Source organism: Methanosarcina sp. DH2, from assembly GCF_020804225.1.
Taxonomy (GTDB): Archaea; Halobacteriota; Methanosarcinia; order Methanosarcinales; family Methanosarcinaceae; genus Methanosarcina.
In genome coordinates this window covers 79,044-102,679 of record NZ_WJBI01000009.1, presented here as the reverse complement: position 1 = coordinate 102,679, position 23,636 = coordinate 79,044, and the positions used below count along the sequence as shown (strand labels likewise).

Below are 23,636 nucleotides of genomic sequence, written 5' to 3'. Positions count from 1 at the left end.
GTGTTTGTTACATTAATCTGGTAGCTGATCACATCTCCAGCTTTTGTCACATTTCCTGTTGGTCCGTTTCCTGCAACATCTGTCACTATTTTATCAATAGTGTAAGAAGCGTTCTGCTGAATTGGCACCTCTTCACTGTCTTCCTGTGGAGGTAACTCTTCCGAATCAACCGTAGCTGTGTTGTCGATGTCTCCATCTCCATTACCGTTACTGTTTATGTCCTGCTGAGTTACCGTGTAAGTTCCAGTGTATGTCCAGGTTTCTCCAACATTGAGAATGTTTAGTGGTTCATTATCTCCTGTTGGACCTGTAAGATTTCCAATCAGAGTATCTGTAACGCTTACATTAGTCAGATCAACATTTCCAGTGTTTGTTACATTAATCTGGTAGCTGATCACATCTCCAGCTTTTGTCACATTTCCTGTTGGTCCATTTCCTGCAACATCTGTCACTATTTTATCAATAGTGTAAGAAGCGTTCTGCTGAATTGGCACCTCTTCACTGTCTTCCTGTGGAGGTAACTCTTCCGAATCAACCGTWGCTGTGTTGTCGATGTCTCCATCTCCATYACCRTTACTGTTTATGTCCTGCTGAGTTACCGTGTAAGTTCCAGTGTACGTCCAGGTTTCTCCAACTTCAAGAATCTCATTTGAATTTATAGATTCAACTGGACCTGTAAGATTTCCAATCAGAGTATCTGTAACGCTTAAATTAGTCAGATCAACATTTCCAGTGTTTGTTACGTTAATCTGGTAGCTGATCACATCTCCAGCTTTTGTCACATTTCCTGTTGGTCCGTTTCCTGCAACATCTGTCACTATTTTATCRATAGTGTAAGAAGCGTTCTGCTGAATTGGCACCTCTTCACTGTCTTCCTGTGGAGGTAACTCTTCCGAATCAACCGTAGCTGTGTTGTCGATGTCTCCATCACCACCACCATTACTGTTTATGTCCTGCTGAGTTACCGTGTAAGTTCCAGTGTATGTCCAGGTTTCTCCAACTTCAAGAATCTCATTTGAATTTATAGACTCAACTGGACCTGTAAGATTTCCGAGCAGAGGATCTGTAACGCTTACATTGGTCAGATCAACATTTCCAGTGTTTGTTACATTAATCTGGTAGCTGATCACATCTSCAGCTTTTGTCACATTTCCTGTYGGTCCGTTTCCTGCAACATCTGTCACTATTTTATCRATAGTGTAAGAAGCGTTCTGCTGAATTGGCACCTCTTCACTGTCTTCCTGTGGAGGTAACTCTTCCGAATCAACCGTWGCTGTGTTGTCGATGTCTCCATCTCCATTACCGTTACTGTTTATGTCCTGCTGAGTTACCGTGTAAGTTCCAGTGTACGTCCAGGTTTCTCCAACTTCAAGAATATTATCGTTATTCAGAGACTCAACTGGACCTGTAAGATTTCCGAGCAGAGGATCTGTAACATTTACGTTAGTCAGATCAACATTTCCAGTGTTTGTTACATTAATCTGGTAGCTGATCACATCTCCAGCTTTTGTCACATTTCCTGTTGGTCCGTTTCCTGCAACGTCTGTCACTATTTTATCAATAGTGTAAGACGGATTAGGCAAGAATGCCGACAAAACATTCGTCGGCTGGTAGTAGGTATTGTTAGCAGGAGTGGGATCATCGGTGATAGCAGTCACTGAGACGAAATTAAGCAGGTCATACGGTATAGTAGGTGGAGTTGCAGAACCTGCCTCCGGGTTTGTAGATATGTCGTTCTCAGTTGGGGCTGTATCGGAGACCGTAGTGACAATAGTGAGAGTCATCGATTCACCTGGGCTCAAAGAACCAACAGTGAAGGTTATAGTATTTCCACTAATTGTGTAAGGAGCACCTGAAGCTGAAACAAAGTTTGTATTGGCATCGAGAGTATCTGTGACCACAACATTATTTGCAACGGCAGGACCATTGTTTGTAACTATAAGGCTATAAGTAAGCTGATCTCCCTGGGTTACAGGGTCAGGGCTGTCGGTCTTTGTAACTGAGACATCGGCATCTGCTGAGAAAAATTCCTGTACTCTCAAAAGAGGAATTGTCTGTTGACCGGTCCGTATTGTATCGTTAGTTGCAGTTTGTGCGCTGACTAAGCTTGTCTGAACGTTACCTGTGGCCCTTTCGGGGATCTGATCTTTGAGTACAACCCATACTCAACGATCACGTTATCGCCATCATCGAGACCCGAAACGGTAAATGTGCCCTGTATAGCTTCGTTTGATGTACCTGGATTAACAAGTGTGGAAGTGAAAGAATCTACTTTCGCATTCTCTCCAGGATCATAGGTTCCGGCATCTGCGGTATCAACGAAAGCACAGTACACCATGTATGCTGGGTCGTAGCCGAAATCATCACCTGTTGTTGTTTTTGTTAACCATTCAGCGGTGAAATTAATGGTACCGTTCTCTGGACTTATGCTGCCGTCGACATTAATCTCTACCTCGAAAGGCACAATCTGTCCGAGAGCCATATACTCTGGTGCCAGTGAAGCCACAGCATCAAAATCAGAAGAACTGTTAGTAGGTCCATAAGCCACAGCATCCTTAAGCGGATCTGGATATCTCCCATCATTTCCTGGACAGGCTAGCTGGGCTGGCGTTAGCTTCTCATAGGTAGGCAAATATGGAGCTTTGCCCGCTTTAGGGTCTGCAGCGGACCATTTCAATGTATATGAGCCTCCAGAAGCTGCTGCTACTGGCACAAACGGAGCTGCAGTAGACATGCAAATCATTAATGAAAACATAAGTGAGAATATCTGACGCTTTAGAGGCTGTCCGATCCTGTGCTGTCTGTTCTTCAATGTATTCCTTGGTGTGATATTGAATATTTTTGGAATCCTATCCAGCAGTTTTAATGTCTTCTCCACAAGGTCTGTATTATTCTTTCTCATTTTTTCACTTCCAAATTTCCTCCCCAAAAATTTGAATCCATATTTCAGAAGTGAAATCAAAAAAATTAGCATTTGTCGAAAAGGTAACCTAAGCTGGACAAATACCAATCTTTAATCCCCCACTCCCCATTGAATATATTTTATAAATAATACTGATAGTAAATGAATTTGGAAACTCGGCTTTTTTAAACCGTAAAGCCTGAGATAAACAAATTCTAAATTTTTACTCTTTTTTCCCTTCCCATTGAGTCTTTAATTGCCAGACTTATTGCATTTACTGGTACAATACTCCTGACAATATTACTATTAGATTCTCAGTGATATATATCTTAGAATCGGAAGTATTTGAAGGAATTTAGCCTGTTATTTAATGCTCAAAAACCCTTATTTTTGATTTCTAAAGCTTATTAATGTTTTTCAAAAAATCATTTTTTTATTATGTGTATTTTTTTTTGTCTTAAATGCTCTTAATTTAATTCACATTGTCTATGGAGGAGAAAATAAATATTTTTTTAAATGAAATTTCCAGACTAAAACATTAAAATTTTATTACAGTTCAACAGCATTCTGCGCATAAAAATACATGAATTCCAAAAAATGATATTAACTCTTCAAATATCCCAATGGGATAAAATAAGAGATATAAAAGAGATATGATCAAAAAAGTATTATCTGGAAATAGTATGCTGAAAACATAAAAATCTAAAAGACCTGCAAAACCCAATAAAAAAATAAAAGAAAAATTAAAGATCAAAATCCTATTTTTTAATAAAGTTTGCATATTTCATGTTCCAATACGCAAAGATTTCCGAATCTCCTGATTCCCGCGTCTTTCTTATTTCTTTCGCCTTTTTCCCTGGCGAAGAGGTGGTTGAAGCGCTTCCGGGTTCTAAGGTATCCCTCACGGCCCCGGACGACCCCGGATACCTGACCTTTCTTACCCAGGAGTTCAAAGACCATCTATACGAAAATTACTTATGGCTGATCAGACCTCCATGAGTTTTTAGTTGATTTTTATAAAAGAAAAGAGGCTCAGGTAGGGCCTGAGTCTGCTTTCATGCTTTACATGGGCTGTTTATTTCTTTGGTACAAGGTCAATACTGTCTTCGCTCTCAATACTGTCTTCGCTCGTAAGGATAACATTGCCATTGAAAGACGCCACGAAAGTATAGTCGATGGTGTTGCTGGCTTAAAGCCCTGCAGGCTACTTAGAGAATACTTAATGCCTAAGTAGTAAAAGTGCTGCGGGCAGATTATCCGCATGAAGGTTGACCTTGGAGCCTCCGAGTGTTACCGTCACACCAGTGATCTTGTCGCAGCTGGCTTCTGACTTTTGTTTCATAAGTTTATCAAATTTAAACAGTAGCCAACTTGTGAAGAAATGGGTGCATCAAAAAAGATGAACTCACGTTAATTAGATCACGTTATTTCCTAAGATTTGGAACCTTCAAGAAGATTAAATCTAAAAACAGTGACATCACGAAATAATATCATGCGAGCTAAAAATAGAAGAGATAAAAAACTTGAAAAGGAAAATTAAAGAAAATTAAAAAGTAGAACTTCAGTTTTTTACTGAAGTCCGAAATGTTTTATGTTCCAGTCTGCGGTAGCCTGGATTTTCTTTATTTCTTCTTCGCCGCCTTCCATTGTGAAGAGGTGTTTGAAGCGTTTCTGAACTCTCAGGTAATCCTCTACAGGTCTCGGATCCTTGACCTTTCTAACCTGCGTGATTTCTCCGTTTTCCATTTCATACATGGGCCAGAGACATGTCTCTACTGCAAGTTTGGCAACTTCCAGGGTCTTGGAGGTATCAAAACCCCAGCCTGTGGTACAGGGGGCATGGGCGTGGATATAAGTAGGGCCCACAATTTCGGTGCCTTTCTTCACCTTGCGCATCATATCTCTCGGGTAGCCGATTGACGTTGTAGCCACGTATGGAGACCCATGGGCTGCCATAATCGCAACCATATTCTTTTTTGGACGCTGGTTCCCGAAAGAGAATTTTCCAGGGGGAGTCGTTGTGGTGCTGGCATCGAAAGGAGTTCCGCTGCTGCGCTGGATTCCCGTGTTCATATAGGCTTCGTTGTCCATACACACATAGGTAAAATCATGGCCGCGCTCAAAAGCTCCTGAGAGGGACCTGATTCCTATATCCATAGTAGAACCGTCGCCTCCGATTGCTACAACCTTAATGTCATCTTTCTTTCCAAGGGCTTTTAAGGCTGCTTCCACACCTGATGCCACTGCGCCTGCGTTTTCAAAGAGGGAGTGGATCCAGGGGACCTGCCATGAGGACAGCGGGAAAGGAGTGGACATCACTTCAAGGCAGCCTGTAGGGTTGACTACAATACAGTTGGGGCCTGCGCCCATGAGTGTGAACTTTGCAGCAAAGGCATCACAACAGCCTGCACAGCCGCTGTGCCCGGAGGTAATATATGTTTTCGGTGCGGGTTTACTCATAGCAACTCCTCCCTGAGGTCCAGGAACTGGCTTTCAACCGATATTCCGGATTTTGCAGCTTTCTTGGTTTCTTCAATAACCTTAGCAATGCTTTCCGCGCGGATGTCACGGCCTCCGTGCCCCACAGTATAGCCCATTACAGGTACACGGATCTTACTATTGTAGAGACAGGACTTCGTTTCGGTAAAGAGAGCTCCTTCATTTGTACCTATGGAAATGTTCTTGTCAAGCACGACAACTGCATGGGCATTTTTGATAGCCTCACGGACCTGCTCCACAGGGAAGGGCCTGAAGGACCTGACCTTTAAGACGCCGATTTTTTCTCCTCTTGCCCTGTACTGGTCAACAACATCCTTAATAGTCCCAAGAATTGAACCCATAGACATGACTATAATTTCAGCGTCATCGAGTTTGTACCCGTCAACAAGTCCTCCATGGAACCTGCCGAAGACTTCCTCGAACTCCTTTGCCGCGGCTTCGATCTTCGGAAGAGCTTTCTGCATTGCCTGCTCCTGCAGGTATCTAAACTCTTCATAGGTATCCGGGGCTGCAAAGGCTCCGAAAGTCTTTGGGTCTTCAGGGTCAAGAACATTTTCTGGCTGGAATGCAGGGAGGAAGCTGTCGGTCAGTTCCTGCTCAAGCAGGACAACAGGCTCATAAACGTGAGACAGGATGAAACCATCCATGCAGACCATACCTGGCATCATGATTTCATTGTCTTCTGCAACCTTGTAGAGCTGAGGTAGGGTGTCAGATGCTTCCTGAACATCTTCTACATAGAGTTGAATCCAGCCTGTATCTCTTTGAGCAATTGAGTCCTGATGGTCGTTCCATATATTAATTGGCGCGCCAACAGCTCTATTTGCCACTGTCATTATAATCGGGAGTCTCATTCCTGAAGCGTTAAAAAGCACCTCATGCATGAGCAAAAGCCCCTGTGAAGTAGTAGCTGAATAGGTTCTTGCACCTACTGCGGATGCTCCTACCAGGGCAGAGATTGCCGAGAACTCTGACTCCACGTTAATGTACTCACAGTTGGGGATTTCTCCATCTGCTATAAACTGAGACAGGTCTTCAACAATATGGGTCTGAGGAGTAATCGGGTATGCTGAGATGACGTTTGGACGGCATATTTTTGCTGAATGGGCTACAGCATAGGAGCCTTCCACTACCACCATTTTCCCCTTATGAGCCGGGTTAATCATTTATTTCTCCTCCAGAATCATTTCAATTGCATCTGCAGGACATTCGTTTGCACAGATGCCGCAACCTTTGCAATAATCATAATCATACTCAAAAAAGCCATCTTCTCTGGGCTTGACAGACATGTCAGGGCACACAATCTCACAGATTCCGCACTTGGTACATTTTTCATATATATACACAGGACGGAAGTTTCTCCAGCCTCCGGTCTTGTTCTTAAGGGTTGAGCCGGGCTTACAAATATTGCAGCGTGTGATGTTTAAGCCATCTTTTTCCTGATCGGTTTTCAGGACTTCCGGACGAATCTTGCGGTCCTGTTCGGTTTCAGAGCTCATTCTTCTTCTCCCCTGATAAGTTGATAGGCTTTCTGAATTGCCTGTGCATTCTTTTCTCCAACCTTTCCGGCAAAGCGAGCCCTGATGGCTTTCTGGATGGATTCCACATTAATCTCTCCGGTTGCGCCCGCAAAAGCTCCAAGGAGGACAGTGTTAACGATGGGGATGCCCATAACGTCCATTGCCACCTTTGTAGCGTCCACGGTCATGACCCTGGCTTTTGTGTCAAGCTTCAGGCTCTCCGGCTTTTCTGTGGTGTTAATTATGATGACTCCATCATCTTTTATCCCGCTTGCAACATTAACCGTTTCAAGCAGTGTGGCATCCTGGACAATAACATAATCCGGGGTGTAAATTTGACTTCGGAGCCTGATTGGATTGTCATTGATTCTGGTGAATGCCTGCACAGGAGCGCCTCTACGCTCTACCCCAAAAGCGGGGAAGGCCTGGCTGAACTTTCCGTCTTCAAAAGCTGCAATGGAAAGCATTTCAGCTGCAGTAACAGAACCCTGGCCTCCTCGACCGTGTATTCTGATTTCCTTCATCTGGATTCTCCTTCTTAAATGCGGTTTTTATTTATTGCTTTTTTACGTTTTTCTACGTTTTTTATTGTTTTTCTAATACTTTCGCTGTTCTCGGCAGTCTGTATGGCATACTTATAATTAGTTGTCGGCACACTGCTGTTGATTGAGTTAACCTGATGTTAATCCTATATTTATTCTCGCCAGATTAAGGACCCCGCACCTGACCCCTGTACGGTTCGATCTGGCTTTTTCTTCAGGCACCTCTGAATGTCAAAGGCGGATTTTTAGCAATTCAATATTTTGAACGGCAAGATTGTTAACCTGAACGTATTCATAATTGATGGATCATGGTTATCCCGAGTATAATATATTTTCAATTATATGTTCACACCGTTTGGTGCCTGATAGTTCATGGATAATAGTGTAGATTATTATTAGTTTTTCGGTGAAAGTCGAGAAATCGTTTATAAATACTTATAATTCAAAATTATTTTTTAGATGTCTTATAATTATTATTTTCAGGTTAACCTGTCTATTGATGACGTTTTTTATTAATGTTGATGTAAACAAAGCCCACTTTTAAAAATTCAGGAGATCTTAATATTGTTCCTGGCAGGAACTCCTTATCAGTTCAGTTATGGCCTTTCCATCCTTCAAACCATTAAGTTTTTCCCTAACCTGCCGCGAGCCGCGCAACCCTTTGGTAAACCAGTGGGCGTGCATCCTGAGGTTTATGGATGAGATCAGGTTGTGTTCCTCAAGGAGAGATACATAAGCGTCAAAATCCTCCAGTTGCCTGGACTGCTTATCTACTTCAAGCTTTTCACCGGTTTCCAGATAGTGCCTGATCCTTTTGAAAATGAAAGGGTTTCCCATCGCCGCGCGTCCTATCATCAGCCCGTCGCAGCCTGTCAGTTCCAGCGTCCTTTCTGCCGATTCCTCGTTTCTTATGTCCCCATTTGCAATGACAGGGATCGAAAGCTCATTTTTGACAGCCTTTATACTCATAAGGTCCGAGTTGCCTGAATACATCTGCGCTGCCGTCCTACCGTGCACGGTCAAAGCTGACGCCCCCGCTTCTTCTATCCGGCGGGCAATTTCAAGAGTTTTTTCCTCTCTTCCAAGGAGGCGGATCTTTGCGCTTACCGGGGTTTTCAGGGTGCCTGTCAGTTCCGAGATTATTGTATGGACAAGTTCCGGAGAATTGAGGAGAGCTGAACCACAGCCAGCCCCTATGATGCATCGTGAGGGACAGCCTACGTTAACGTCTATAACCTCAGGCTTGAATTCTTCTTCAACAAAAAGCGCAGCCTCCCTGAGTTTCTCAGGGCAACTTCCTACAAGCTGAACCCCGAAGGGCCTATCGTCTGGTGAACTCAGCCCTTTAATGAAAGATTTCCTGTTCTCATTTAGCAGGGCATCTGCATTGATCATCTCGGTATATGTCAGGTCAGCTCCGTACCGTCTGCAAAGAAGCCTGAAAGCCAGATTTGTTACATCTGCCATAGGTGCAAGGAGAAGGTTTCCAGGAAGTTCTGTCCTGCCAATTTTCAGTTTTTTAAGTCTCATATTTCTTACTATTTTAACCGTTTTATGACCTTTAGCCGTTTTTATAGTTTTTAGTTGTATTTATAACTTTTAGCCGTTTTTTAATTCTTCGCGTTATTCACTTTCTATTTCTGATCTCTTACCTTCACGTATTTAATTTGCTTCTGTTCTCCAGGTTCGTCTTCAATTTAGATTCACCTGCAACCTGCATTACGGTCTACTCTGGTATTTATGGTCTATCCTGATTTGTTGGAGTTCAAAAAGATTTCACAGAAATATCTGGAAAAGAATAGAATGACTGCTTAGAGGGATAATTGCTTAGAGGAATGACTGCTGAGGAGAATGACTGCTAAAAGATGAATTTCAGGTAACTATTAGTAAAGTAAAGTTTTGGGTGATTATTAGAAGGTGAATATTTGAAGACACTATATGAAAGCGAAGAAAAGAGAAACAAATTCAACTGAAAGAATGAATTACAACGATTTGAATAAAAATAAATTAAAAGTAAGATAACTGAACAGGCATTAAAAATCCGGTTCAGGATCTTGATGCAGAGTACGGTAGTTAATTAAAGTTGAATATAGGTCAAACGGTTATACAACTTAAAGAGAATATGTCCCTTAGTCATACAATTTGAAGATATTATTTCCTGACAGTTACTGATTGTTATATGCTCAACGATCTCATGGATATGCTCAACAGTCTCATGAAAAGAGCAGCCTTATGTGTCCAAGATAAGGAATCCTGTATCTTGCAACTCCTATTACCCATTCATCTTTGACAGGCACATAGTAGCTTATCTGTCCTTCCTGGTCATAGTGCCTGTTGGTCACGGGGTTATCTCCTTTGGTAATGTATCCCGAGTAAGGGGCAGCAGGGCCGTTTTCCCACATTGGCTCTCCGGCTTCAACCCTGTACATCGCTCTATGTATTATAGGAGTTATGCTTTCCTGCCCATAGGGTCGATAAAGAATCACGTCCCCGTAGTCGCCAAAGGTCACATAGCCTGAACCTTTTCCTTCTTCATTGGTAACAAGATCAACTCGATCGATATTTTTGATGAAGATAATATCTCCTACCTGCATATGAGGTTCCATACTTCCGGACTCCACTGCGACCATAGGTGTCCAGAGGCCGAACGCCAGTTTGGAAAGAACCATAAAGGCTATCAGGACAGCCGCAACCGACAGCAAATCCTTTCCAAGGGAAACCAGGAAGCTTTCCTCCTCCTGGGCACTGTTTTGTGTATTAGTTTTGCTCATAGTAAGCCTTTATTCTCTTTATCTTATTCTTCCGGTACTGTTTTATATTTCATTCGGTCTGTATTGTCTGTGCCAGCACTTCATCAGCTATGCAATTTATATTTTTGTATAAATCCCGCTATCTCATTTTTAAGTGTACTGGACTCTTTGTTTTACTGTAAAATTCTTTTCAGTATACTTACCTATACGATTTGTCTTTATCCTATATTAATTTACAATTTATCATCGGGCTATGATATTTATATGAGCAACTATTTAAAAAATAGTCTGAAATTCTATAGAATTCGAACAAATTGTTTAGTCAAGTAAATTGTCTAGTCGAATGAGTTGTTTAGAAGCCTAATTGCTGGCATGATCCGGAAATAACAAAGATAAGCTGTTAATTCAGATATAAAATTATCAGTCCTGTCGATAGATTATTCTCACGCAAACAATATGTAATATCAAGGATAGTAGACACTTTTAAATTAACTTTTCAAAATTAACTTTTTAATTGCCGGAAAAATACGAACCACTATGAGGGCATCACACTGCGATTAATATAACAGTGCTACAGGCATTTAAGGGAAAGGTTTTAAAAGTTAATTATAAAGTTTAAATGAATATTGATGCATGAACTCTAAAATTGTCAATAAGTAATCTTATGATGTATAGTCTATAATTATCAGAGTGTTATCAATGCCTATATTAGGGTATTGTCAGTAATCTACTGATAGTTAACTGGTAATCATGAGAATATTCATCAGTTCTCAATCGATTTCGAAACAAAAAACCTTACTAAAACTGTATGATATTATTTTGTTAGCATCAAAGCAGTTTTGTATGTGTTTAGTTTTTATATTTTAAGCGGGTTTTTGCCTTAAATCTTTTTGATCTCAGGCTAATTGATTCGGGTCAAATAAGATTCAACAGACCCTGGCAGTCATAAGGTCAGGTCGAGAAAGTCAGGTCGGAATTATGAATGAAATCGATATTGTACGGGCAGTTACAGAAGAAGGGTATCAGATAAGCCCGCAAGCAGTAGAACTAATCAAATCAAGTAACTCTCCTGAAAGCCTTCTAAAATATATCCTTTCAACTGTTGATGACTGTGTTTTCGTTATTGAATCCGAACATGTTGACCTGAAGGGTTTTGAAGCTTCTAAAACGGTTTTCGGGATGGTTTCTGGAACATCTCCCGGGACAGGTTCCCAGATAGCTTCAGGTAAAACTTCCTCTCCTGCCTTAGAACCTTCAGACCCTTACATGGTGAAAGCTTTTGATCCTTCTCTGGATGCACTTAAAGGATCAGGATTAATCTCAAGAGTTGAATCGGACGCGGCTTCAGCGTTTGAAATATCGGGATCCAATACGAAGATTGAACCGAATATCCTTTCTTCTAAAGATTTTGCTCCTGATTCCATTGCTAATTCTATTACTAATACTGTTCCTGCTTCTATTACTGGTTCTATTGCTGGCTCTGTTGCTGGTTCTGTCGCTGATCCCGTTCCTGGCTCTGTTTCCAATCCGGTTTATTCCTCTTCTTCAAGAAGTGCAGAAAAGCCCCCCTCCGCTTTTTTCGGACATCCAGGCTCTCCTTCTGTTCCTTCTTCTAACCGTGTATCCAGTACAGATTCTCTTTTTTCAAACCAGGGGAATGCTTTTCCTTTAAATTCCAGGGACGAAGGAGTCAGGTATATTCCAGGCCGCAACCCGGTTACCGTTTTTTCTGACATTACCGGGCATTCGACCTGTGTAGGGGAGTATATGCAGTTTGTTCAGTATTTCAGGGACAGGTACAGCAGGCTCTCTGAAATCATCAGGAACAGAATAAATGCACGCCCTATAGAGAGTTTGAAAAGGAAGAGTTTTCGCCGCGGATCAGGCGGAGAAACTGAGGAGCTATCGATTATAGGGATGGTTTCTGATATCAGCAGCACCACCAACGGACACAAAATCCTTTCTCTTGAAGACCCGACAGGTTCTTTTTCAGTTCTCATCCGAAACAGTGACAAGGAACTTTTTGAGCTTGCTTGCCGGCTTCTTCTGGACGAAGTCATAGGGGTAACAGGCTCGGTTACTAACGATGGGAAGCTTATGCTTGCCACAAAGGTGATCCAGCCAGATGTCCCGAACAGCGTTCAGCGCAGAACAGGGAGCCACGGAAAAGCCGTGCTGATATCGGATGTCCACGTGGGCAGTTCCCAGTTCATGGAAGATTCTTGGCTGGAATTTCTGGATTTTTTGAAAGGAGAATCTGACTCGGAAGACATGCGGGAGATTGCGTCCCAGGTCCGTTATCTCGTTGTTGCAGGAGACCTTGTGGATGGTATAGGGATTTATCCTGATCAGGAAATGGAACTGGACATCCTGGATATCTATGAACAGTACAAAAAAGCAGCAGAGTACTTCAGAGAAGTGCCTGAGCACATACATGTGATCATAAGCCCTGGAAACCACGATGCTGTACGCCAGGCCGAACCACAGCCTGCCCTTCCTGAGAGGATCTGCGCGGACTTTCCGGAGAATGTCACCTTTGTGGGCAACCCTGCTCTTGTGGATCTTGATGGCGTTCAGATCCTTATCTACCACGGCAGGTCGATTGACGATCTGGTGGCAAGCGTTCCCGGTGTCTCGTACCAGGAACCTGCAGGCGCAGTCCTTGAGATGCTTAAACGCAGGCATCTTGCTCCAACTTACGGGAGCAGAGTTTCCATATCCCCGGAGAAAAAAGATTACTTTATAATTGACCCTGTCCCGGACATCATTCATACAGGGCACGTCCATACTCTGGGAGTCCAGCGATACAAAAATGTTCTCCTGGTTAATTCCGGAACCTGGCAGGCTCAGACAGAGTTCCAGAAACGTGTGAATCTGATGCCAGTGCCAGCCCGGGTCCCGGTTGTGGATCTTGCGGATTTTGATGTAAAGATCCTGGCATTTGATTAATTCCGGGCCTGAAAATTCAGATCCGGTTAATTCGGGCGACTGTCAGGGCAGCCAAGTTCGTCTCAAAAACTTCTGATCAGTCCTATAGTCCATGAAATTTTCCTTTTCTCTAAATCCTCCAACCATGCGAAGTTCTCTAAAATTATTTTCCGATCCTTATATATACCACAAAGATTTAATATTCGGGAAATGCCTCTTAAAGAAAAAAAGAAAGAGAAAGAAGAAAAGGAATATTTCGGGGAAAGTTTTTCGGAAGTCCAGGAAAAAAACCGGGATAAAGAGCAGACCTCTCTTCCTTTCGATATCCCTGACTTTGCAACTCTCCTGAAGAAACAGGGCTATGCTCTTGCAGGCTCCCATTCAGCAGTAAAGACCTGCCTCTGGCTCAGAAAAGCTATGAATGACGAGGGTTTTTGTTACAAATCGAAGTTTTATGGAGTCCAGTCCCACCGCTGCCTTCAGATGACTCCTACTCTCCTGTGCAATCAACGCTGCCTTTTCTGCTGGCGTCCGACCGAGGTACCGGTTCCTGCGCCTGGGGAATGGGACTCTCCTGAAAAAATAGTAGAGGAAAGCATTGCCTGCCAGCGCAAATTAATTACGGGCTTCGGTGGCTCTCCAAATGCACTCAGGGAACGCTGGCTTGAAGGCAATGAACCCAATAACGTTGCAATCTCCCTGTCTGGAGAGCCGACCTTTTACCCTTACCTTCCGGAACTCATTGCGGAATACGAAAAGAGAGGTTTTACTACCTTTCTGGTAACAAACGGAACGGTTCCTTCGATGCTTGCAAAGGTCAACCCTTCCCAGTTATACATGAGCCTTGATGCTCCGGATCTCGAGACTTACCTCAGGGTCTGCCAGCCAAAATCTCCTGCACTCTGGGACAGGATTAACGAGTCTCTGGACATTATGAGAGAGAAATGCTCAAGAACAGTCATCCGAACTACGCTGGTCAAAGGCGAAAATATGTTCGGTCCGGAAGGTTACGCCGAACTAATCAAAAAAGCTTCCCCAGATTTCGTGGAAATAAAAGCCTATATGCATCTTGGTTTTTCACGCCTTCGCCTGGATCGCTCTGCCATGCCGACACATGCAGAGGTGCTTCAGTTTTCAAAAGAGCTTGCAAAGCACCTTGGGTACGAGGTCGCAGATGAGTCCGAAATCAGCCGGGTTGTTCTCCTCTCAAAGGACGGAAAAAAATCTCCTGTAAAAAAGGCTTCCTGCTTGGATTAAATGCATATTATCTAACCTTTTTTTACTTTACCTTTTTATCTAACCTTTTTATTTAACCTTTTTATTTAACCTTTTTATTTAACCTTTTTACTTTACCTTTTTACTTTACCTTTTTTATTTTACCTTTTTATTTAACCTTTTTATTTAACCTTTTTATTTAACCTTTTTATCTAACCTTTTTATCTAACCTTTTTAGCTTGCTTTTTCCATATTCTTTTTCCCTAATTTTCTCTACTTCTCTTCTGTCCGGAGGTGAACTCTAAAGTAGAGACCCATGTACAGGAAGATTTTTATAGTCTTATGAATATATAAAATAAGTCGGGGATGGAAACAAATATAAACCTAAGTTTCAATTAGGATATGATCCCGTCATGGGTTAATCCAATCTTAAATTAAACAAACCTTTAATTATCATATACAGTCTGAGTAAGATTATGTCTCATATCTAGTGCGATCAAAAGAATGCGAAACCTGGCAGGTTTGCGCAGCATAAATGCAAGCTTTAGCAACTACTTTAGCGGCTTGCTGAGATGCCGGCCTTCTGAAAGGTGTACTTCTCTCAGATTCTTCGCATTCCAGGCGGTTTTTATACCCGGATTTCGGGTGAGACAGGAACTCACTGTGTGATTTCTCCTTATCAAATCCTCCGGTTATCCGTTGTATGCAACCGATATGCTAAACAAATATCCACTGAATAACTAAATTTGTTATGATGTCGGATTTGATAACTTCTTATTGAAAACCTTAACCATATCCGGTAATTGCAAATTAAGTTAAACAGATAAAGTCCATTGACCTTACACCATTGATCTATTCCATTGATCTTAGATTTGCTAGTTTGAAAATTAGCTTACTTATTTGAAATCTCAAATTTCGAATTTCAAATTTCAATTTACTATCAGACCGCGATAATCGCGAATCTCACTAATTTATTATCGGGGAATTTTTAAAATGACTGAACAATCCGCACATGAAAAATATGAATTTAAAAAGAAGCTTGAAGGCCTCAGGAATAAAAAAGGAAGGAGTACGGAGCTTATTTCCCTTTATATCCCTGTTGACAAGCAGATTTTCGATGTTACAAACCAGTTAAAAGACGAGCACGGACAGGCTGCGAACATCAAGTCCAAGCTTACGAGAACGAATGTGCAGGGAGCAATCGAGTCTCTACTCTCAAGGCTCAGATATTTGGATAAAGTACCTGAGAATGGGATAGTGTATTTTACAGGGGCTGTGGATATCGGGGCCAATAAGACGAGTATGGAAAGCGAGGTAATTGTCCCTCCAGATCCCATTACTGTCTACAAGTACCACTGTGACTCATCTTTTTACCTTGAGCCTCTTGAGGATATGCTCAAGGATAAGAACACCTACGGGCTTCTGGTTCTTGACCGCAGAGAAGCAACTGTAGGGCTTCTGATAGGAAACCGAATCCAGGCTTTCCGAAACCTGACCTCAACAGTTCCTGGAAAGCAGAGGAAAGGCGGTCAGAGTGCGCACCGTTTTCAGCAGCTCAGACTTATTGCAATTCATGAGTTCTACAAGAGGATAGGAGATGCTGCAAGTGAGATCTTCATGGGTGTAGATCATAAAGACCTTAAAGGTGTCCTGATAGGAGGTCCCTCTCCGACAAAGGAAGAGTTCTATGCAGGGGAGTTCCTTCACCACGAACTCCTGAAGAAAATCCTTGGGCTCTTTGATACGGCATATACTGACGAATCCGGGCTTTCCGAGCTTGTTAATGCTGCAGGGGACAAGCTCCAGGACATTGAGCTCATGGGACAGAAGAATGCTGTCAGAGCCTTTTTCAAGGAACTGATTGCTGATTCTGGCAAAGTGGCCTATGGAGAAGCACAGGTCAGGGCAAATCTTGAGATCAATTCAGTAGATGTACTCCTGCTCTCTGAAGACCTGCGGGCAGAAAGGGTAACCACGAAGTGCAGTGTCTGCGAATACGAAAATAAGTGGACGCGGCGATGGAAACCTGGAGAACCCGCTCCCACAGCCGGGAACTGTCCTAAATGCGGCTCTTCCCTTGACGTCACGGATGTTACGGATGTTGTGGACGAATTCTCAGAGCTTGCTGACAAGAGTAATGCAAAGGTAGTCTTTGTGTCTACCGACTTTGATGAGGGTTCCCAGCTCATGAACGCCTTCGGAGGTATAGCTGCAATCCTGAGGTACAATACTGGAGTCTGATCTTACTCAGGGGCAAGGTCCCCTATCCAGTAATTTTTACCCAATACTTTTTTAATTAAATTGTCCTTTAGATCAGTGGATCAGAAGCTGGTAAATAAAGTCTATATCAATCATCAATAGATCAGAATTTGACAGGCTTTCAGGATTCGACAGATTATCAGAGTTTGACAGTTTTAATATTAACATGAAAAGTACGCTAAGGATTTTTAGTTTTTTACAGATATTTATACAAATAATTTATAGGTGATTTATCTTGTTCCTGGAACTCAAAGCGCAGGCTACATCAATCTTAAAAGAAGCTATCAGAAAGGTCGGGTTTGAAGTTGAAGATTCTGAACTTCAATTCGAAACCTCTCCCCATGCTGACCTTGCGAGCAGAGCCGCCTTCAGGCTTGCAGGCATTCACAAACAAAACCCAAAAGAGCTTGCATCCCGTATCGTTTCTGCAATCGAAATCCCTGACGGCTCGTATATCGGAAAAGTGAGCGCTGCAGGTCCTTACATCAACTTCTTTGCAGGCAGACACTACCTGGACAGGACCGTAACTTCTGTACGGGGAGAAAAAGAGAAATTCGGTTGTGGAGCTCCAAAGGATAGGATTCTCCTTGAGCACACCTCGGCAAACCCTAATGGTCCTCTTCATGTCGGGCATATCCGAAACTCAATTATCGGAGATACCCTTGCTCGCATTCTCAGGCGCGCAGGGTACGATGTGGAGGTCCAATACTATGTTAATGACATGGGGAGACAGATTGCAGTAGTTTCCTGGGCATGCGAGCGCTTTGAGCTTGACCTTTTCAGGAAGTCTGACTCTGCAATTGCTGACGTATACATCAAAGCCAATGTCGAACTGGACAAAACCCCCGAGTATATAAAGGAAATTGATGCCCTCATGGAAAAGGTGGAGACTGGGGATGTCAGGACAATTGAACGCTTTGATAAGGCAGTTTCGCTGGCTGTTGAAGGAATAAAAGAGACTCTGCTCCGTCTGAATGTTGTTCATGATAAATTCGTCAGTGAGTCGCATTTCCTTAAATCCGGGGCAGTGCATGATATTGTCGAACGCATCAAGGCTACCGGTAGGACTAAGATGGACAAAGGAGCCCTTGTGGTTGACCTTTCGGATTACGGGTATGAAAAAACCCTTGTTATCCAGCGCTCAAACGGCACCTCCCTTTACACAACCCGCGATCTCGCCTATCACGAATGGAAAGCCGAACAGGCAGACCGAATAATTGACGTGTTTGGAGCCGACCACAAGCTTATTTCCGGCCAGCTAAGGGCTACACTGAACTCAATCGGGATCAAGGAACCTGAAGTCGTAATTTTTGAGTTCGTCTCACTGCCTGAAGGCTCTATGAGTACCCGTCGCGGCCAGTTCATAAGTGCAGATGACCTCTTTGATAGGGTCACTAAAGCCGCTTTTGAGCAGGTTGAAACTCGGCGCCCCGAAACCTCAGCCGAGTTTAAAAAACAGGTTGCGGAAATGGTCGGAGTAGGCGCAGTCCGTTATGACATTGTAAGGGTTTCTCCCGAAAAATCCACAGTCTTCAATTGGAAAGAAGCCCTTGATTTTGAGAAGCAGGGCGCCCCTTACATCCAGTACTCCCATGCCCGTGCCTGCAGCATCCTTGAGAAAGCAAAAGAAGAAGCAGCCTGGAATCCTGCAGAAGAGATTAATCCGTCTCTCCTTATCGAGGACAGTGAAATTGATCTTATCAAGAAAATGGCAACATTTGACAGTGTAATCGACCTTGGAGCCCGCGAACTCAAGCCTCATGTTCTTGCCATATATGCCCGTGAACTCGCCGACGCCTTCAACCAGTTCTACCGCTTCGTCCCGGTTATCGCAGCCGAGGATGAGAATGTCAGGGCTGCAAGGCTTGCTCTTGTAGACTGCGCAAGAATTGTCCTTGCAAACTCTCTTGATACCCTGGGGATAGGTGCCCCCGAATCAATGTGAAAAAGATTAAGGAAAGCGGGAATGGTAAAGAGAAAAAGGAAAGAGAAAAAGGAAAAAGAAAGAATGGAAAAGAAAAAAGGGAAAATAGTGATAAAGTATTCTTTCCCCTTTCCTTTTTCTTTTTATCCTCTCTCTTTTTATAATTTCCCATTATTGGTTTTCGGTTACTGGTTCTCGGTTACTGGTTTCCTGTTACTAGTGTCGCGTCAATCCTCAAGGATTGAACGATTCTGAATAGTTGTAATCGATATTATACGACACGTTACTGTGGACTCGACACTAGTTTCCTGTTGCTTATTTCTTATTACTAATTTCTGTTAGTAATTTCCTGTTATTAAGTTGCTTTTTAGTTTGTTATTTGAAACACTATTAAATAGAAACAACGACAAAATTTTGTACCTAATTTCTTCCAGAAAATATATGATTTTTTATAGCAAACTGATAATATTCTACAAATTACCGTTGCAGCGATAAGTATGATCACAATAAATGAAGCTTTTCGAACATTCTTGAGCGAACAGGAAGCCTGTTTAAAGCCTGATGCCTTCCTGGATTGTGAAGATGTAATTCTTCTTTACGAGGAATTCCTTGAACTCAGTGCTGAGGACTACCTGTCAGAAGAAGACAGGGCTCTTCACACCACAGGGCCCGAACGAGAAAACAAAAGTTACTTTGATGTTTTTGGCCCCGAAGACCTCAGTCCCATCGGAATTAAGGACTTCCTTGACGACTACGTGGTTGAAGTAGGAGGAGGTAAAAAGTTCATCGGGACAGCTGCAAAGGTCCTCCAGAGCTTTTTTGAATGGTCCCGGGAAAAGGGTTACATTGAAGAAAAAGCTTTTGAAGCAAATAGCGAAGTCCTCGCGAAGTACAGGAAAAGGTATTGATTCTGGAAACTGAGGAGATGCTTGTTTTTAAGTAGCCTGCTGTAGGTAGCTGCTTCGTTTCTCTTATTTTTGATCCATTTATCCTTTCTTTTTATTTTGGTTTTATACAGGGGAAGCCCGTTCCCAAGCTAACAGAACAAAAAACAGTAAAGTATGCCATTCCGTTATTTTGAAAACGGTCCAAAAATTTTCCAGAGTTGCCAGAAATTAAGAAAATCTTCAGGAATTAAGAATATATTCTCAAGTATATTATTCCAAAGTATACTGCTTCAATATTCCAAAATATATTCTAGCAAAATCGAGCTGGATGGCTGAAGACTGGTACCTTTTACTTGTAATGAATTTTCAGTTTTTAACTCGAGGGTATATATTGGTAAACGAAGGATAGTTTATTCGAAAAAGAGTCTACTAACAGCGAAGATGAAAAAGGAATTAAACGAAAAAACAAAGAAAAAGAGTATACAGGCCAGAAGAGAGATCGAAGAGGGTAAGCAAATTTCTCTGCTTACCTTTTATCAAACTTGATAATAGATTTTGCTTTACCTGTATTTTTCAAGTTCTATCAGAGTTTCATTAAAGAGGCCTTTTTGCCGGGGAACCGACTGGCTTCAGCACCTTCTTGCTTCTGGGCGAATAAGTTTCTCCTTTGATGCCTGCCAGATATTCCAGAGCACTTATTCCGTTTACTGACATTGGATACTTTTCTTCATTTCTATATTCCAGAATCGTTTTTAGCAGTGGATATTCCTTAATATTTTCATTATCATATCTGGAAACTTTAATTAAAAGTCTTGAGATAAGAGGGTTTTCAAAGTACCTTCCCCATACGGGATTCACTCTTTCATCATAGTAACTGTGAACGAATGTCCTGTAATAAAGGAGTCTTTCATACCTTGAACGCTTATCCAGGGTTTTGAGGTTCAGGATATCAGTAGTACAGTCTATCTTTCTAAGTATCTCCAAATCTCCTAAAAATAGACAATCTCTGGCATGTTTCTTGTAGAGCAACTGGTTTACTCTATATTTTATCGGGACTTTTAAGAAGAACTTAATCAATTCGGTGTCCCAGAATGGAATTCTCCACTCATATCTAAAAAACTCGTAGACCCTGACTGAATTGATAATAAATTTTGCCTGCCTTTCATTAAAATCAAAGTATTCTATTGCATTTGCAAATGTTTCATTATCTTTAATTTCCAATCCTGATGTTGATTTGCTTATCTTCTGTTTGAAGATACTTTCAAACCCCTGTTCATAAGGCCACTGCCAGAGATTATAATGTTTTTTCAGGGAGGCTTCCAGATAGGCTTCCGAACTGAAATCCGCTGAATTATCGAGGCAATATAGAGGAACATGGCTGCCTGCAAGCATATCTCCACTGTGCCCGGGAATGAATACTGAGTTTTCCGGAATTTTCCCCTGGATTTTTAATTCTTTTACTGCCAGAAAGTCCTGCATATGCGGGAGAGATGACAGGTTTCCAGCCCATATCCGGAATAAATCCGCTTCTTTTGAATTATAACACTCACGCCATTTTTTCGCTGTATATTCTACAAAAAGCCACTCATATCCAAGAGCTTCTGCTACGTGTTTGCTTATATCTGATTCCCGGCTACCTTTTTTTCCATAGCTTATGCATATAACATCATTAACTCCAAGTCTTTTCAGCATTGCAACAATGATGCGCGAATCAAGCCCACCGCTTAAAGGCACTATTAGCCTCTTTCCCTGCTTGCTGGTGCTTTCTATAAGCCTTGTGAAGGTATTTACAAGGGTCTGGTCCAGCATCTCAATTAATCCGGTCTCAGGCAGTTCGCAGTAGTCTCCATGTAAAAATCTGAAGTAACAACAGGATTTCAGACGCTTTTCATTTTTCTGATAAATTAAAAACTCCCCGTTTCTTACCTGCTTTATGTCATCAAAGAGTGTTTCATTGCCTGTTACATATCCTGCAACCATAAACTCTGCTGCATTTTTCTCATTCAGGCGCTGATTTATTTTATCTTTTAAATAGTAGGCACTATCTGATACAATAAAACTGCTTTTTGTTTTTATGTAAAACAAAGGAATGCTTCTTGTTTTATCAACAGCACAAAATATAGTGTTTTTAGTCTCGACAACAAGAGCAAACTCCCCATTTAACTTTTCGAGAAAATCTCCGGTTCCTTTTTCCTTTCCCTGATTCTCTTCAAATATTAAAGGGGATATCAACTCGGCAAGTTTTTCCTCGCTCAGGAGTTTATCCTCAAAAAATATGTTTCCTTTTAAATAACATCTGGCTTCCTTAAGTTTTACTTCTCTCCAGGGATAATACTCATTCAGTAACTTTATTTCATTTCTCATAGTTTAGACCCCCAAATTGGACATTTTGCAGAACGTAATTGGTTGAATTCTAAGGATTATTTTAACAACATCAGGAAAAGGCTGGAAAGTGTGAGATTCTAGTTTGGATCTAGCTCTGGATCTAGCTCTGGATCTAATTCTGGATCTAACTCTGGATCTATTTCTGGATCTAGTTTTTAATCTAGCTCTTGATCTTATTTCTGGTCCAGTCTCTGGAAAACTCAGTTTTTGGAACCCCTTCTTCTGGGGAACTTTTTTTAGTCAATTCAGACACTAACTAATCTTTTTGATCCATTTCTCAGAAGTAATTTCAAGAGGATTTTTTATTTTTCTATAAAGTCGTGCGTTTCTAATGAAGTAACACATGTTCTAATTTAGACCAGTTAAGGTCCTATCCAGCTATTTGCCCCCAATCAAGTCTTTATTTATTTCCCTTTAATTGCCATCTTTTTCCCACTCAGAACTTTTCAGGGCATAAGCTCCTGAAACTTCCTTTCATTATATGAACTTCAATGCCTTAAATTTCTTTTTATATTTAATAAGTAAAATATTTTATGTTGTTTTACTTTAAAAAGTCTCAGTATCTATTCTTTAATTAAAAAAGCTTAGTGTCAATTCTTCTTAATTTATTCTCCAGAGTAATTCCAATAGTTATAATACTCGATCTGTCTTACATAACACACATGCAGGACATCACTTTTATCGACGGAGGCAGCCTCCCCTTACCTGAAGGACTCACAAGGGAATGGATGAAAGCTGCAGCTGAAAACCGGAACGAGGACGAAAAACTCTTCTCCCTGGTAAGGGAGACTTTCCAGAGAAAAATCGATGTTGGAATACACGTTCCTACTTATCCCCAGTTCCGGGATATGATCGGGCAGTTTCTGGATATTATTAGAGATGAAAAGAATTGTTATGAGCCTTATGTGGTAAAAGAGGAAAATGCAAAAATCCTTGAGCTGGAAATAATTGATGAGGTTGCGAAGAGGTACAGAGAAGACACAGGGGAAACTCTGGGAGTGAGAGTTTGCATTGCCGGTCCTACGGACCTTTACCTTCAGGCTTTCGGAGCAACTGCTTTTGCAGATGCATACCATGTAATGGCTCTGGATATCGAAAGTTTCATAAAGCAGGCGTTTAAAGCTGCAAAGAATTTCAAAATCAGGATTATTGCTCTGGATGAACCGAGCCTCGGAATGAACGATAGAATCCAATTTCCTGACTCTGATATCATCTCCGCCCTCACTCTGGCTTCGACCTACGCGCGAAAACAGGGAGCCGATATGGAGATCCATCTGCACTCTCCTTTAAAGTACAAACTCGTTTGTGAGACTCCTATTAATGTTATCGGGTTTGAGTACGCTGCAACTCCCTCTTACATAGACCTTATGGATAAAGACGTCCTGGAGGATTCAAACACTTATATAAGGCTCGGAGTTTCGAGGACTGACATTTCCAGCCTTATAGGTATGGTTAACGAGAATTATGGGGTCAATGCCTGGAAGGAAAAAGAGTATATGCAAAAAATTGTTACTGACATGGAAACTCCTGATGTCGTAAAAAAACGACTGGAAAAAGCCTCTTCTATTCTCGGAGACCGCATAAAATATGCAAGTCCTGACTGCGGTCTGGCATTCTGGCCGGACCAGGAACTTGCTTTCAGGCTGCTTGAAAACACGGCAAAAGGCATCAGCGCATTTAATGCAGAAATGAAGAATCAAGAATAACTCTGAAAAATAACTCTGAAAAATAATTCGGGAAATAATCTCATAAATAATCTTATAAATAATCCTGGGATATGAGCAGGATAACTCCTGGCATTTCTCATCTGTTTTTTTATAATTCT

Annotated in this window: 17 protein-coding genes; 8 read left to right on the top strand and 9 right to left on the bottom strand. The window is 41.8% G+C overall.

The genetic code is table 11. The features are described from left to right. On the bottom strand, positions 1 to 2,042 hold a 2,042-nt coding region (locus FXV91_RS11695; RefSeq protein ID WP_229390779.1), incomplete at its 3' end, for a DUF11 domain-containing protein. Positions 2,043 to 2,101: 59 nt separating this feature from the next. Further along, positions 2,102 to 3,010 carry a hypothetical protein gene (locus tag FXV91_RS11690; protein ID WP_229390778.1) on the bottom strand — a complete coding sequence of 303 codons (909 nt, stop codon included), beginning with the start codon at positions 3,008 to 3,010 and terminating at the stop codon, positions 2,102 to 2,104. A 678-nt stretch (positions 3,011 to 3,688) separates the two neighbouring features. Between FXV91_RS11690 and FXV91_RS11685 the strand changes: the two genes are divergently transcribed. Next, on the top strand, positions 3,689 to 3,901 hold the full coding sequence (locus tag FXV91_RS11685; protein ID WP_229390777.1) for a hypothetical protein: 213 nt from the start codon (positions 3,689 to 3,691) through the stop codon (positions 3,899 to 3,901). Positions 3,902 to 4,471: 570 nt separating this feature from the next. Here FXV91_RS11685 and porB read toward each other — a convergent pair. The 6 genes from porB to FXV91_RS11655 all read right to left on the bottom strand — a co-directional run bounded on the left by porB (position 4,472) and on the right by FXV91_RS11655 (position 10,234). Beyond that, the gene (porB, locus tag FXV91_RS11680) at positions 4,472 to 5,362 is read right to left on the bottom strand and encodes a pyruvate synthase subunit PorB (RefSeq protein ID WP_229390776.1); all 891 of its coding nucleotides are present in this window, start codon (positions 5,360 to 5,362) and stop codon (positions 4,472 to 4,474) included. Continuing rightward, on the bottom strand, positions 5,359 to 6,567 hold the full coding sequence (porA, locus tag FXV91_RS11675) for a pyruvate synthase subunit PorA (RefSeq protein WP_229390775.1): 1,209 nt from the start codon (positions 6,565 to 6,567) through the stop codon (positions 5,359 to 5,361). Before porA ends, porB begins: the two co-directional genes overlap by 4 nt. Next, on the bottom strand, positions 6,568 to 6,855 hold the full coding sequence (gene porD, locus FXV91_RS11670; protein WP_229390787.1) for a pyruvate synthase subunit PorD: 288 nt from the start codon (positions 6,853 to 6,855) through the stop codon (positions 6,568 to 6,570). A 41-nt stretch (positions 6,856 to 6,896) separates the two neighbouring features. Continuing rightward, the gene (locus FXV91_RS11665) at positions 6,897 to 7,445 is read right to left on the bottom strand and encodes a pyruvate ferredoxin oxidoreductase subunit gamma (protein WP_229390774.1); all 549 of its coding nucleotides are present in this window, start codon (positions 7,443 to 7,445) and stop codon (positions 6,897 to 6,899) included. A 576-nt stretch (positions 7,446 to 8,021) separates the two neighbouring features. Then, the gene (locus FXV91_RS11660) at positions 8,022 to 8,993 is read right to left on the bottom strand and encodes a tRNA-dihydrouridine synthase (RefSeq protein WP_229390773.1); all 972 of its coding nucleotides are present in this window, start codon (positions 8,991 to 8,993) and stop codon (positions 8,022 to 8,024) included. 683 nt (positions 8,994 to 9,676) lie between these two features. Continuing rightward, positions 9,677 to 10,234 carry a S26 family signal peptidase gene (locus tag FXV91_RS11655; RefSeq protein WP_229390772.1) on the bottom strand — a complete coding sequence of 186 codons (558 nt, stop codon included), beginning with the start codon at positions 10,232 to 10,234 and terminating at the stop codon, positions 9,677 to 9,679. Between the two features lie 957 nt (positions 10,235 to 11,191). Here FXV91_RS11655 and FXV91_RS11650 point away from each other — a divergent pair. The 6 genes from FXV91_RS11650 to FXV91_RS11625 all read left to right on the top strand — a co-directional run bounded on the left by FXV91_RS11650 (position 11,192) and on the right by FXV91_RS11625 (position 19,447). Continuing rightward, complete coding sequence (locus FXV91_RS11650; RefSeq protein WP_229390771.1) at positions 11,192 to 13,162, top strand: DNA-directed DNA polymerase II small subunit; 1,971 nt, start codon at positions 11,192 to 11,194, stop codon at positions 13,160 to 13,162. Positions 13,163 to 13,351: 189 nt separating this feature from the next. Continuing rightward, positions 13,352 to 14,398: a 4-demethylwyosine synthase TYW1 gene (gene twy1 / locus FXV91_RS11645; RefSeq protein ID WP_229390770.1), complete on the top strand. Its 1,047-nt coding sequence runs from the start codon at positions 13,352 to 13,354 to the stop codon at positions 14,396 to 14,398. A 951-nt stretch (positions 14,399 to 15,349) separates the two neighbouring features. After that, a complete protein-coding gene (gene prf1, locus FXV91_RS11640; protein ID WP_229390769.1) occupies positions 15,350 to 16,597 on the top strand; it encodes a peptide chain release factor aRF-1 in 1,248 nt (415 codons plus the stop codon). A gap of 253 nt (positions 16,598 to 16,850) precedes the next feature. Beyond that, positions 16,851 to 18,560 (top strand): arginine--tRNA ligase, encoded by a 1,710-nt coding sequence (argS, locus tag FXV91_RS11635; RefSeq protein ID WP_229390768.1) that lies wholly within the window; start codon positions 16,851 to 16,853, stop codon positions 18,558 to 18,560. Then, positions 18,557 to 18,703, top strand: a complete 147-nt coding sequence (locus FXV91_RS11630) for a hypothetical protein (RefSeq protein WP_229390767.1) — start codon at positions 18,557 to 18,559, stop codon at positions 18,701 to 18,703. The genes argS and FXV91_RS11630 overlap by 4 nt, the downstream gene beginning before the upstream one ends. A gap of 333 nt (positions 18,704 to 19,036) precedes the next feature. Next, positions 19,037 to 19,447, top strand: coding sequence for a hypothetical protein (locus tag FXV91_RS11625; RefSeq protein WP_229390766.1), 411 nt, complete (start codon positions 19,037 to 19,039; stop codon positions 19,445 to 19,447). A 573-nt stretch (positions 19,448 to 20,020) separates the two neighbouring features. Here the strand turns inward: FXV91_RS11625 and FXV91_RS11620 are convergent. Then, positions 20,021 to 21,790 carry an asparagine synthetase B gene (locus FXV91_RS11620; protein ID WP_229390765.1) on the bottom strand — a complete coding sequence of 590 codons (1,770 nt, stop codon included), beginning with the start codon at positions 21,788 to 21,790 and terminating at the stop codon, positions 20,021 to 20,023. 683 nt (positions 21,791 to 22,473) lie between these two features. Between FXV91_RS11620 and FXV91_RS11615 the strand changes: the two genes are divergently transcribed. Continuing rightward, positions 22,474 to 23,517, top strand: a complete 1,044-nt coding sequence (locus tag FXV91_RS11615) for a methionine synthase (protein WP_229390764.1) — start codon at positions 22,474 to 22,476, stop codon at positions 23,515 to 23,517. Positions 23,518 to 23,636: the final 119 nt, after the last annotated feature.